This is a genomic window from Paenibacillus sp. BIHB 4019 (assembly GCF_002741035.1).
Lineage (GTDB): Bacteria > Bacillota > Bacilli > Paenibacillales > Paenibacillaceae > Pristimantibacillus.
This window is the reverse complement of the sequence record NZ_CP016808.1, coordinates 6450590-6462717: the sequence shown is the minus strand read 5'-3', so window position 1 is coordinate 6462717 and position 12128 is coordinate 6450590. Positions and strand designations below refer to the sequence as shown.

Genomic DNA, 12128 nt, shown 5'->3' with positions numbered 1-12128 from the left:
TTCATCCCTGCCTCTCTAGTTAAAATACAAACAAGGTTGAGTATAGCAAAAACAAGTCGGAATGCAAGAAGCTTTTTTTTAATTATAGGAAAGTATAGCATTCCGCGGCCCTTTCTCTATCTTTCTACGCGAAACGGTGCTTTGCCGCCAAAGGATGGCACGAGCCGTTTCACCTTAACCGCTTGCTTGCTGCAGAAACGGAGGCTCGATATTTAATGAAAGAACAAAGGGGCACAAAGCCATCCGGCGTCGTTATTTGGCGCTCTCCTTTTATTATTCAGCTGCTGATTATTATGTTTATTATTGAATTTGTAAAGGGCGCGCTGCTTATTTCCATATTGCCAGTGTATATGGGTACGGTGCTGGGTTTATCTGCCTATGCGATCGGTTGGGCGCTGGCGCTGCAATATATTGGCGATAATTTGTTCCGCAGCCCGATCGGCTGGCTCATTGACCGTTTGGGCTACCGCTCCGTAATGCTGGCGGGTATTGTGCTGACGTTCACCTCTGTTTTGCTTGTCGCTTTCGTGCATCATACGAGCTGGATTGTAGTCGCTTGCCTGTTGCTTGGCATCGGGTCGTCCCCGCTGTGGCCTTGCGTCATTACAGGAGCGACAGAGGAGGCTGGAGAGGAAGCGAGCGGCCGGGCGATGAGTGTCGTCTATGTCGCTTGGCTGGTCGGCGTGGGCGCGGGGCCGATTGCGATTAATTTTCTGCTGTCCAGTTCGTATACGGCAGCGTTCCGCCTCATTATTGGCGGCATGATCGTCGTTGTCCTGACGACGATGTTTCTGCCCGGTCGCGGGCGCATGAAGCAGCGTTCAGGCGCAGCGGAAGAGGCTGCGTCACAGACGGATTCGCATGCAGCGAACACAAGTGATGCGGCAAGAGAGCCGTTCAAAGTTCGGGCCAGCCGTTATTTTGCCAAGGTGGGCAAGTCGCTTCATGCCAGCAAGCTGCTTTATCCGGCCATGTTTGTGCAGAACTTTTCGCTTGGGCTGTTGACTCCGATCTTAACGCTGTTCGCGCGTTCGGTGCTCCATCTGACGCCTGCCCAGTACAGCTGGTTTCTTATCGCGGGCGGTGCCATTACGGTGCTGGGGCTGATTCCAGTCGGGAAGTTTGTCGACCGGCTCGGGACAAAATGGTTTTTGCATGTCGGCTTTCTCCTCGCTGCGATTTCGCTGCCGCTGCTAGGCATGACTCGTTCACTGCCGCTGGTGCTGGTTATTGTGGCGATTGTAGGACTTGGCTATGCCTGCATCATCCCGGCTTGGAATGCGTTAATTGCCCAAGCGATTCCGAAAGAAGAGCGAGGTGCAGTTTGGGGCTTTTTCCTGACAATCGAAGGCTCCGGCATGGTGCTGGGGACGATTTTGTCCGGCAAGCTGTGGGATACATTCGGGCATCAGGCGCCATTTTTAGTAAGCGGTGCAATGCTGCTCGTCCTATTTGTTCTCCATTTGTTCATTACCAGAAAACAGCCAGTTATGATAACATAACGTGTGGAGGGGATGAGCTTAATGGACAGACGCTTGTTAATTGTAATGGCTACCTTAATGACAACATTTATTGGCTTCGGGATTATTATCCCGGTCATGCCCGAAATTATTAAAGCAGCAGATCCGCTCGGCGCGGAGGCGCATACGGGTTTGATGCTCGCGGTGTATTCGGCTGTATCGTTTGTGCTGTCGCCGGTATGGGGAAGCTTGTCTGACCGAATCGGCAGACGGCCAATCATTCTCATTGGCGTACTTGGCTTCGCTTTAAGCTTTGTATTATTCGGCTTGTCGTCGGGCAATTTGACGCTGATGTATTTATCCCGTGTGCTGGGAGGCTTGTTTTCCGGGGCGGTAACTTCGGTCATTGTTGCTTACGTAGCGGATATTACAACGCCCGAGGAGCGCACCAAGGGCATGGGACTGGTAGGCATGTCAATAGGCCTCGGCTTTACGATTGGGCCGGGATTTGGCGGGCTGCTCAGCCTTGTGTCGCTGGAGACGCCGTTTTATGCAGCTTCCATCCTTGCGCTGATTACATTCGTTCTTGCATGGGCCAAGCTCAAGGAATCGCTGACACCGGAGCAGCGCCGCAGCGGGGCGAATCGCCGCGAGTCGCGCTGGAAAGCATTTACCGGGCCGCTTAAATATTTGTACATACTGGCGTTTTTCGTTACCTTTACACTGGCGGGATTAGAAGCGACCTTGCAGTTTTTTGGCATGAGGCGCTTTGATGTAACGCCGCTGCAGGTTGGGATATTATTTTTCGTCTGCGGCTTTGTTGGTGCCTTAATTCAAGGTGGTGTCGTGCGCAGAAGGATCAAAGCTGGCGAAGAGGGCAAATATATTGCCATCGGGCTAGTCATATCCAGCATCGGTTTTTTCATGCTGCTCGCTGCGCATTCGCTTTGGTGGGCAACTCTTTCCTTGGCCGTGTTCGGCATCGGCAATGCGCTCATTCGCCCTTGTGTAACGTCATTAATTACCCAGAAGACGACAGTTGGGCAGGGCGTTGCCTCTGGCCTAAGCTCGTCGATGGACAGCTTGGGGCGTATTGCTGGGCCGCTGGCGGGAACGTTCCTGTTTACACTGGATTTGAGGCTTCCTTATGTGTCCGGAGGCATTTTGTGTCTGGCAGCGCTGCTGCTGCTCGCGCAATTCCGTCAATTGGATAAAAAGAAAGCAGTAGCGCAAGCTTAATAGTTCTCGTGTGATTCAAATATCATGACTTTCTTTGGGGCTGCCTTCGGGCAGCTCTATTTTCTTTTCTAAGGGGCAGAATAAATGGGGAATTCCTATAGCTGGGCGGACTGGCAGGAGAAAAAGGGGCACTCCTATGTGATCAAAAAAATGATTAGCCCGAAAATCGTCCCGAAAAAAAAGTCGCAGAGTACCGGCGGTCATGCCAGTGCCCTGCGACTGTTCGGTTCGTCTTCATTCACTTTCCTTCTTCGTCGGCTGAAGTGCCGTAGAGACCAGGCACCGGAATATCGAGAAGGCGGTAATAGACCCCAAGCTGAGCCCGGTGGTGGACCATGTGGCTTAATCCGAAGGTGCGGAGCGCGAGCGCCCGCGATTGGCGCAGGATGATATGGTCGCCGCTGCGCAAGGTCCATTCCTCGCCGAGTGTTTTCTCATCGCATTCGGCTAACAGCTTTTCAAGCTTGCCAACGTTTGCGTCGAATTCCTCCAGTACGTCTTCGCGTCTTTCCAAAGCTTCCCGCCGAAACGGCACGGTCGATAGATCGAATTCCGGAGAATGAAAAATAGCCAATTGCCAGTTCAGCAGGTTGACCAGGTGCGTGACGAGCCCTCCGAGTGTCATCGATTTCTCGTGCGGTTTCCACGTCATATGCTCCTCGGGCAAGCGCTCCAGAATTCGGCGTGTATTGGCCAGCTCATGCTTGACGTCTCCGATGATCAGTTGTTTCACCATAAATTAACTCTCCTCCCTTATATAGTGATATTACTATAAACTCGATGGAGTGGAAAGGCTTGCCTCGGTCGTTTTGGGCATAGGAAAAAGTCGCTGCCCCTTGCAATAGACAAAGGCAGCGGCTTTTAGCATGTGCGATACTTTTATGCGTCTTATTCCTGCACGAGCGAGCGGCGATACAGCGGCAGCAGCGATTCATAGGTTGAGGAAGCAAGCTTCACAAGCGCTTCGCCATCACGCAAAATCGGGTCGTCAGCCGCAATATGCTGGCCGATGAGCAGCTCTGACTTCTTCACGTCGCGGAAGCGGACGAGGGCATGCTTCCATTGCTCATCCGACATTTCGCCGACGGCAGCGGATTCCTTTTTCGTATGATCAAGCGAAATGACATAAGAGGAAGGAACCTGCGCGATTACCTCATCAAGCTGATTCAAGTAAGTGGAAGCGATGCGGGATTTATTCGGCGTCTCGTAAATGAGCGCAAACCATATAAATAGATGATCGTCAAAAAGGCCCAGCTGAAAATGCGGATGCGCCTTATAGCCGCGCTTATTATTGCAAATCGCAAGCCACGTATCCTTTGGCGGATTTACGGAACGGCGGGCATGCTTCGCTACATGCAGAAACATTTCGTCGCCTGCCTGCATGGAAAGCTCGGTGCGCAAGCGTTCGCCAATGGCGTGGAACTTAGGCTGGATTTTTTCCTGGATTCCCGCCATGCGCTCCGCGAGTCCTGGAAGCTGAAACACATCGAAGTCCTCTTGTGTAAATCCTGTAAATTCGGTCGTGCTGTTTGCTATTGTTTTTATGGTCATGCGGTTATCTCTCCTTGCTTGGAATGAATGATAATTTCAAATAAAAAATCGCCATTTGCGTGCGATCCCGCAGCCCCAGCTTGTGAAGCATATCGGAAATATAGTTTTTGATCGTGCCTTCGCTTAAAAAAAGCGAGGCGGCAATTTCCTTATTGGATTGCCCCTCGGCCACGAGGCGAATAATTTGCTGCTCGGCCTGCGTCAAGCTGTAACGTGCCGCAAGCTCGCTGCTGGTCCGTTCTTCTGGAGAAAGCTCAGTTATTGCAGCTTCTTCTGTGTCTGGCATCGTAATCATGCCCGCCAGCTTGCGGGCGATATCGGGATGAATGAGCAGCGAGCCTTCATGTACGGTTTTAATGCCGTTAATAATGCGGCTTGGCGGTACGTTCTTCAGCAAATAGCCGCCAGCGCCGCAGCGGATCGCCTGCACAATATAATCGTCATCATCGAAGGTGGTCAGGATGAGGACGGCAGGAGGCTGCTCCTGTGCCCGAATGAGCCGTGTGCCTTCGACGCCATCGCAGCCAGGCATGCGAATATCCATCAGCACGACGTCAACCTTCGTTGATTCCACGAATTCAGCGGCCGCCTTGCCGTCGGCGCATACCCCCGCAACGTGGAGCTCCGGATCAAGCTGCAAAATAACCTGCATGCTTTCCCGAATGAACGGGTCATCATCTACAATCAATATCGTAATCATGGCAGCGGCTTCCTCCTATCCTTTCACAAATGCTTGTCGCTCGCCTGCATCATTAGCAGCACCGCCGCCTAGCAGCGGGAGCTCAGTCGTCACGCTGAAGCCATCCTCCGACTGCCAGGACAGCTTTCCGCCGATTAATGAAATGCGCTCCCGCATGCCGCGCATGCCGAGCCCTGCTGTTATGGCTCCTTCGGGCACAGCCCCATTGTTGGCTATCGTTAGGGCTACGGTGTGCGGCTGAAAAAGCAGCGTTACCTTTACCCTTGTCGCGCCGCCGTGGCGAACCGCATTCGTAATGGCTTCCTGCGCATTTTTGAACAAAATAAATTCCATGCTTGGATAGAGGGGGCGCGGATTTCCCTGCACCTCAAAGGCGACTGCGATGCCGAGCGCTTCACCGGAATCTGTAACGAGTCGGTCCAGCGCATATTGCCTGGAGTCTCCTTCGCTAGGCACTGCGAGCCTGCGTACCGTTTGGCGCATCCGCTCCATGCTGTCCTGCAGCTGGTCGCGAATTTGCCCGACCGTCGCCTGCGCGCGGGCAGGGTCTGCCTGGAACAAGTGCAGTGCGGCCTCGGACATCATTTTCACCCGAATCAAGCGATGCCCGAGATCGTCATGAATGTCCCGCGCAATGCGATTGCGCTCTTCAGTCTGCGCGTATTGCTCGATTTGCGAGGCATAGCTCTGCATGCGGCGCCTTGCGGCTTCCAGCTCCTCATGGCTTTGCGCAAGGGCTGCATACAGCGTCTCCACTTGGCTGCGCTTGCCCTCTACCTGCTGGGCAGCCTGCAGCACCGCCGCAATCGTCAGCCACAGCAGCAGCATAGCAGCCATCATGCCCGGCGCTTGTTCGTGCATGGCGATCCAGAGGCATGCCCCTCCAGCCATGATCCACATTGCGGCCATGCCAGCTGAGGGCTTCGTGCTCAAGGCTGCTATTAAAGTAGAGAAGGGGAGTAGAAACAAGACGCCGCCAAAATGATAGGCGAACCCTCCGAAGCCAAGCAGCTCTATTAACAAAATCAACACCGCGTATTTCGGAAACAGCGAACCTAGTTTAATGAGGGACAAAGCGATCAGTGCGCCGATCGTATAAGAGGCATAGCTTGCGGCTGAAATCGAGAATACGCTGATGACTGCGGGTCCGGCAATTAATAGGCCTCGAAACCAGTGAATCGGTACGTTCATATCGGATTAGCTCCCGCATCGCATCAGGCTTTTATTGTCCTAAGGCGTTTTTTCATATTCATTTATATCGTTTCATTATAGCATAATCCGCCAAAAACCGGCTGTATACAGCCGGAGCCAATGATATGACTTTCGTCACCTTCATTTTGTGACTTTGTAGAGCTGTATGCTCGTGAGGCGGCGTTTTATAATGGACACAAGATGATAAACATGGAGGGTGAGCGCTTGAAGAGCCTAGTAACATTTAAAGATGTCGTTAAAAAATATGACAGCACCATTACCGTCAACCATTTGACTTTTGATATTGGCGAAGGCGAAGTATTCGGACTGCTTGGTCCCAATGGAGCGGGAAAAAGCACCTCCATCCATATGCTGTCGGGGCTGCTGCCATTGAGTAGCGGGGAAATTACCGTTGGCGGATATTCCATCCGCAAGCAGCCGCTGGACGTTAAGCGCCTTATTGGCTTGGTGCCGCAGGAGCTGGCAATTTACGACATGCTGACCGCTTGGGAAAATGTAGCTTTTTTCGCAAAATTGTATGGACTCAGAGGCAAGCTGCTGAAGCAGCGGGTGGAGGAGTCGCTGCAGTTTGTCGGGCTGCTGGAGCGGGCAAAAGACAAGCCGTCAACGTTTTCCGGCGGCATGAAGCGGAGACTGAACATTGCTTGCGCGATTACCCATCGCCCGAAGCTTATTATTATGGATGAGCCGACGGTTGGCATCGACCCGCAGTCCCGCAATCATATTTTGGAGTCGGTGCGCGAGCTTAACCGTCTGGGTTCGGCCATTATATACACGAGCCATTACATGGAGGAAGTGGATGCGATTTGCTCGCGAATCGGCATTGTCGATAAAGGCAAGCTTATTGCCTGCGGCAGCAAGGAGCAGCTAAGGCAGCAGGTCGGGCAGGAGGAACGCATTATTTTTGAAGTCGACCAGGCCCATCCCGCTGCGGCGAAGGAGATGAGCGAGCATCCAGCCGTCAAGCAGATAGACGGGCAGGATGGCCAGAGAAGGCTTGAGGTTACCGTGAAGGATTCGCCATCTGTCCTTCAGGATTTGCTGTTTATTTTGCAAAAGCACGGCATTTCGCTGCGCCAGCTGACCCGAGTCGAACCGAATTTGGAGTCTTTGTTCCTCCAGTTAACCGGCCGCTCGCTGCGCGATGAATAGGAGGTGCGAAAGCATGCGGACATGGTGGATTACGTTAACCTATGAATGGATAAAAATGAGCCGAATGCACACGCTGCTGATTGTGCTCGCTGGTCTTCCGCTGCTGCTCATCTATTTGCTCGGCAGCGCTTTTGACAGCGAAATCAAGCCGGCGAAGGTGGCGGTATACAATGCCGATCAAGGGGCGATGCGAGAAGGTATAGATGCTTTTTGGCAAGGGGCTGACATCCTTCCATATGCCCGTCCCATAGCCCTCTCCTCGGAGGCTCAGGTACGGGAGGAGGTGCAGGATGGAACGGCCGATTACGGCGTTATCATTCCTGCGGATTATTCCGACAAGCTTGCTGCAGGAGAAAGTGTTAGCTGGCACACTCTCGAAGGCCATGACGGGAGTAAAAACATTGCGGCCCATTCTATCATTCGTGCGTACCTGTCTCAGGTGAACATGCAGGCGGCGGCCTTCAAGGTGCTTGGGCCTGAAAGCTTATCCGGGCTGGAGAGCCGACAGAAGGATGCCGCCGCGCTCGTTAAAGTACAGACGCTGGGGGGCGGATCGGATCAATCCTTCGGCTCTGTATCGGCTATTCAATATTATTCTGTCGCTTATTTGATCATGTTTTTGCAGTATGGCGGCATGACGGGAGCGGTTTCCCTGCTGCGGCAAAAAAGAGAAGGAACCTTGCAGCGCTTATATGGCATCCCTGCCTCTTTCAGTGCGGTTGTAGCCGGCGTCATTAGCGGTGCGGCGCTGCTCGGCGTGATGCAGACGATTATTATGATTGTATTTACCAAGTATGTTTACGGCGTCGATTGGGGAGGGGCTTACTGGGGAATCGCCCTTATCTCACTGCTGACCATTATCGCGGGCTCTGGATTAGCACTGACGATAGCTTCTTTTGCCAAAACCGTCAAAACGATGCAGACGCTGTTTAACACGCTTATTTTCAGCATGACTTTTTTAAGCGGGGGCATGGTTGCGATGATTCAGAACAAGCTGGGCCTTATTAGCAAGCTGAATATTAATTTTTGGGCGAATGCTGCTCTGCGCGGCTTAATGGATGGTTCGAGCCGCGTTCTCGTTTGGCAAAATATCGGTATTTTGGCTGCTATAGCCGCCGTTCTTGCTATTTTTGCAATTATTCGCTTGCCTAAGGTGGTGAAGCAGCATGCGTAGCTTGCCAATTGCGATGCAGCTCATTCGCAGAACGATGGGCACGCGCCGAGGCTTTTTTCTAAATGTGCTGCTTCCTGCAATCGCCTTGTCGGTTATTGCTGGTTTGTTCAGCAGCCTGCAAGCGGATAAAGAAATTATTGCGGTCAGCAATGCAGATCGAGGAGCTTTCGGCGCTTATATGCTGGACCTTGTCAATCAGGACTCGCTTTATGAGGTGAAAATGCAGACAGATTCGACGGGCAAGCTGGTTAGGGAAGCTGTTGCAACTGGTGACGCAGATGCGGCGATTTTTATTCCAGCCGATTTCACGGAGCGTTTGCTTGCCGGCGAGCAGCCGCAGCCGGTTCTATATCGCTGGACGGAGCAGCTGTGGAATGCCTCGCTGCTATCCTCGCTTGAGACTCAGGCGCGCAGTATGGCAGCTTCCGTCGAATTGCTGCAATCGGCCTCTGGCGGGGCTGCGCCCGATGCCGGGAAGCTCAGCGAGCTGCTGGAGCAGCAGGCGAGGCCTGCGGTCAGCGCGCAGCATACTGCGATGAAGCTAGGCGTAGTGGCTGCCAATCCGATTATGATTGGGTCGATTTTGCTTTTTCTCATGCTGCTGGTCAGCCAGTCTGTCGGCTTCATTATGGAGGATCGTGAAATGCGGACGATGCAGCGCATGTATACGGCGCCGCTTCGCGCCCTTGATATTGCTTTAGGGAACTATTTAGGCAGCATATTAGTTGGTACCATTCAGCTTGTTCTGGTGCTTTCGCTGACTTATTTTGTGTTTGGATATTCGCCAGGCGTTTCCTTCGGGGCTATGCTTTTAGTATTGGAATGCTTTATGCTGGCGGCGATAGGCGTTATGACGGCAGTTGGGGGACTCGTGCGAAATGCTCATCAGCTGAGTCAAATCAATTTGCTCATTGTCACGCCTACCTCGATGATCAGCGGCTGTTTTTTTCCGCTGTCGATGATGCCGGAGTTTTTGCAGAAGCTGGCCAATTTCATGCCGCAAAAATGGGCGCTGCAGGCCATTGACCGGCTGAGCACAGGTGCTGGGCTCCTAGATGTTGCGCAGCCGATTTTGATTTTAATGCTGTTCGCTGTCGTTCTGCTTATTTTCGGCGCGGCTGTACTTCGCCCAAGCCAGCAATAACGGGGATTCAGCTTCTCAATTGAATCATTTACAATGGTGCATGTACTTGCCCACTGGCGCAGCTTGCCGGTGGGGAGGGCTTGCACTATTTTTGCGTGGAATGATTTAGAGAGCGAAAAGTGAACCTTTTGACTCCGTTAATTGTTAATAGGGTGTACACGGCGAGAGCGAGAGGAGGGAAAGCGGGTTATGACGGAAAGAGAGCTGTTTGAGCAATATAACAAGGATGTCTATAAAACATGCTACTACATGCTCAGAAATGCAGCGGATGCGGAAGATATTTGCCAGGAAGTATTCGTGACAGCATTCCGCAAGGAGTGGCGGCAGGTGGAGCAGCTTAAAGCTTGGCTGCTGCGTTTGACAGTCAATTGCTGCCTGAATGCAATCCGCCGCTCTAAAAATGGCAGGCTTAAAGAAAGCTTGAGCGAATGGCTGTCACGCAGACAGCCGGAAACGGTGGAGCAGGTAGTCGAGAAGCGGGAAACGGATCAAGAATACAGCAGGCTCGTGCAGCAGCTGCCGCTGAAAATTCGCTCAGTAATAGCGCTGCGCTATATGCAGGAGCAGACGCTGCCAGAAATAGCAGACATTCTAGGTATTCCAGTAGGCACGGTGAAATCGCGGCTGCACAAAGGACTGAAGCTGATGAAGCAGTCGCTGGAAACCAGCTCGAGGCATAATAAACAAGGAGGCCTGTCCTATGAAGCCATCAGAGAACGAAATGATTCAGCGTTTAAAAGAAGTTAAACCGCCAGCCTATCCGGATTTTGAGGCGATGTGGCAGCGGATTGAGCAAGCAGGCGTTGAAGGAGCCACTAGCAGCAAAGGAGCTGCCCTAACAGAGGGCGCTCAGCAGAACGGGGCAGGCTTGGAGCAAGGAAAATCTAGTGCAGCAGCATCCGGGCACGAATCCGTGCGCGTTTTGCGGAAGCCGCACAGCCTGAAGCGCGGTCTATTTATAGCAGCAGCCGTTGCTTTAGTTGCGGCGACTCCGGTTTTTGCCTATCAAATGGACTGGATTCAACTGCTGAATGGCAGAAGCGGCATTCAATCGGCATTAGCTCAAGGGATGGGACAAAATATTGAAAAGTCGGCAGTACAGGATGGCGCAACGTTTACGATTCATACAGCGGTTGTTGATGACAATCGTACCGTGCTGCTGTACAGCCTCGTTCCACCAGATGGGGAGGACGGTTATTTATCCTTCTCAAATATGCATTTGACGGACTCAAACGGTAAAACGATTGATGGCAACTACTCAATGAGAGGCTGGGATGAGGCCAGTCATTCGTACCGCGGTTATTTCGAGACGGAATGGACGCCAGAGCAGTTAGTCGATAAGGTGGATTTTTCGGCGTCCGAGGCAAGCTTCATCTCAAACGCATCGATTCCAATTGATTTGGATCTAACTAACGAAGGCATACAAGTTTTTAATTTGGATAAGGATGGAATGGGCAAGCTGGAAGTCCAGCTTTTCAAGCAAAATGGGGATGAGGTCATGCTGTCCTCCGCGCTTAGCTTTACGGATAAATCCTTAGCGGGCTTTGCATACCCAGAGCTTACGTTCAAGAGCGGGGACACGCCGATAAAAACAAGCCGCAGCGGTACATTTGGGAAACCGGGGCCTAATGGTGAATATACGATGCAGCAGCATTTTAACCTTAGCGATCTAAAGGATGGCAGTGTAACAAATAGTCTAAGCTATTCTCGTGAAGAGAAACATATTAATGGGGAATGGAGCATCCCTCTTCAGCTCGATAAACAAGCGATGCTTGCCGGTACGATTAAACGTGATGTTCATGTGCCGATTGAATTGACACAAAATAGTTTCAATATCGATCAATTGGTTATTACGCCAACACAAATCAGACTTACTACCAGCCATGAGAAAAGACATATGCAGTACTCCTTCAAAAATTTTGATCTTGATGTGGGAGGAACCATACTGGAAGGTCATTTTTGGGGTGGCAGTGACCCGTATAGCGATTCTATTCGATTTGAACGTCCACAGGGACTTATTATTACAGAGCAAACACCGATTGCGCTCATTCAAAGCTACGAAGTGACCGAACATATCGACGAAAATGTCGTCATTCACTTGACCAACATTAGGGAAGAGAAACAATATATGACGACAGAGGTTGGCGGCTTTCCAGTTAAATGGACGTATTACCGTAAAGGTGCAGATGTGTTTGTCCAAAGTGAAAGCGACGAGAAGATTTTTGGAGGCGTAAACCAGACGTTCCGTGGAAAAGGAAGAGACAGCATGCCGAGCGAGGTATTGAGTTCTAATTTCTCTGGAGACGGCATTAACAGCTCGACGGAGGTTTATCGGAACTACGAGGGAGACAGCCTCGATTTGTCTATCTATTACTACACGACGGACGCACCGGATAAGGAACTGCGCACGCCGTTGCTTCCTTAGAAAGCGAAAAGCTGCTCCAATTGTATACATCCGAGCGCGTTCAGTGCTTGCTACAAGCTGCCCAATTTGGG

The 12128-nt window shown here is 51.8% G+C and carries 11 protein-coding genes; 7 read left to right on the top strand and 4 right to left on the bottom strand.

Annotation, left to right across the window (positions count from 1 at the left end; translation table 11 throughout):
- Positions 1 to 215: 215 nt before the first annotated feature.
- A complete protein-coding gene (locus BBD42_RS28075; RefSeq protein WP_099520844.1) occupies positions 216 to 1502 on the top strand; it encodes an MFS transporter in 1287 nt (428 codons plus the stop codon).
- Between the two features lie 21 nt (positions 1503 to 1523).
- Positions 1524 to 2699, top strand: a complete 1176-nt coding sequence (locus tag BBD42_RS28070; RefSeq protein WP_099520843.1) for an MFS transporter — start codon at positions 1524 to 1526, stop codon at positions 2697 to 2699.
- Between the two features lie 238 nt (positions 2700 to 2937).
- Here the strand turns inward: BBD42_RS28070 and BBD42_RS28065 are convergent, their stop codons facing one another.
- From BBD42_RS28065 to BBD42_RS28050, 4 genes are all read right to left on the bottom strand, one after another.
- Positions 2938 to 3435, bottom strand: a complete 498-nt coding sequence (locus BBD42_RS28065) for a DinB family protein (RefSeq protein WP_099520842.1) — start codon at positions 3433 to 3435, stop codon at positions 2938 to 2940.
- 152 nt (positions 3436 to 3587) lie between these two features.
- Complete coding sequence (locus tag BBD42_RS28060; protein ID WP_172455657.1) at positions 3588 to 4250, bottom strand: DUF1054 domain-containing protein; 663 nt, start codon at positions 4248 to 4250, stop codon at positions 3588 to 3590.
- 4 nt (positions 4251 to 4254) lie between these two features.
- Positions 4255 to 4950: a response regulator transcription factor gene (locus BBD42_RS28055; protein ID WP_099520841.1), complete on the bottom strand. Its 696-nt coding sequence runs from the start codon at positions 4948 to 4950 to the stop codon at positions 4255 to 4257.
- Positions 4951 to 4965: 15 nt separating this feature from the next.
- Positions 4966 to 6141 (bottom strand): sensor histidine kinase, encoded by a 1176-nt coding sequence (locus tag BBD42_RS28050; protein WP_099520840.1) that lies wholly within the window; start codon positions 6139 to 6141, stop codon positions 4966 to 4968.
- Positions 6142 to 6351: 210 nt separating this feature from the next.
- Here BBD42_RS28050 and BBD42_RS28045 point away from each other — a divergent pair, with 210 nt between their 5' ends.
- From BBD42_RS28045 to BBD42_RS28025, 5 genes are all read left to right on the top strand, one after another.
- Positions 6352 to 7314, top strand: a complete 963-nt coding sequence (locus BBD42_RS28045; protein WP_099520839.1) for an ABC transporter ATP-binding protein — start codon at positions 6352 to 6354, stop codon at positions 7312 to 7314.
- A gap of 13 nt (positions 7315 to 7327) precedes the next feature.
- Entirely contained in the window at positions 7328 to 8488 is a 1161-nt protein-coding gene (locus BBD42_RS28040) for an ABC transporter permease (RefSeq protein ID WP_172455656.1), read from the top strand.
- Complete coding sequence (locus BBD42_RS28035) at positions 8481 to 9632, top strand: ABC transporter permease (protein ID WP_099520837.1); 1152 nt, start codon at positions 8481 to 8483, stop codon at positions 9630 to 9632. The genes BBD42_RS28040 and BBD42_RS28035 overlap by 8 nt, the downstream gene beginning before the upstream one ends.
- 189 nt (positions 9633 to 9821) lie before the next feature.
- Entirely contained in the window at positions 9822 to 10379 is a 558-nt protein-coding gene (locus BBD42_RS28030) for an RNA polymerase sigma factor (RefSeq protein WP_099520836.1), read from the top strand.
- Positions 10333 to 12057 (top strand): DUF4179 domain-containing protein, encoded by a 1725-nt coding sequence (locus tag BBD42_RS28025; RefSeq protein ID WP_099520835.1) that lies wholly within the window; start codon positions 10333 to 10335, stop codon positions 12055 to 12057. Before BBD42_RS28030 ends, BBD42_RS28025 begins: the two co-directional genes overlap by 47 nt.
- The last annotated feature ends 71 nt before the right edge of the window (positions 12058 to 12128 follow it).

Bases quoted from the DNA above. Each gene is read 5' to 3' on its own strand.
- BBD42_RS28025 (WP_099520835.1), top strand. From the start codon at position 10,333: ATGAAGCCATCAGAGAACGAAATGATTCAGCGTTTAAAAGAAGTTAAA.
- BBD42_RS28065 (WP_099520842.1), bottom strand. From the start codon at position 3,435: ATGGTGAAACAACTGATCATCGGAGACGTCAAGCATGAGCTGGCCAAT.
- BBD42_RS28055 (WP_099520841.1), bottom strand. From the start codon at position 4,950: ATGATTACGATATTGATTGTAGATGATGACCCGTTCATTCGGGAAAGC.
- BBD42_RS28045 (WP_099520839.1), top strand. From the start codon at position 6,352: ATGGAGGGTGAGCGCTTGAAGAGCCTAGTAACATTTAAAGATGTCGTT.
- BBD42_RS28070 (WP_099520843.1), top strand. From the start codon at position 1,524: ATGGACAGACGCTTGTTAATTGTAATGGCTACCTTAATGACAACATTT.
- BBD42_RS28075 (WP_099520844.1), top strand. From the start codon at position 216: ATGAAAGAACAAAGGGGCACAAAGCCATCCGGCGTCGTTATTTGGCGC.
- BBD42_RS28030 (WP_099520836.1), top strand. From the start codon at position 9,822: ATGACGGAAAGAGAGCTGTTTGAGCAATATAACAAGGATGTCTATAAA.
- BBD42_RS28040 (WP_172455656.1), top strand. From the start codon at position 7,328: ATGCGGACATGGTGGATTACGTTAACCTATGAATGGATAAAAATGAGC.
- BBD42_RS28060 (WP_172455657.1), bottom strand. From the start codon at position 4,250: ATGACCATAAAAACAATAGCAAACAGCACGACCGAATTTACAGGATTT.
- BBD42_RS28050 (WP_099520840.1), bottom strand. From the start codon at position 6,141: ATGAACGTACCGATTCACTGGTTTCGAGGCCTATTAATTGCCGGACCC.
- BBD42_RS28035 (WP_099520837.1), top strand. From the start codon at position 8,481: ATGCGTAGCTTGCCAATTGCGATGCAGCTCATTCGCAGAACGATGGGC.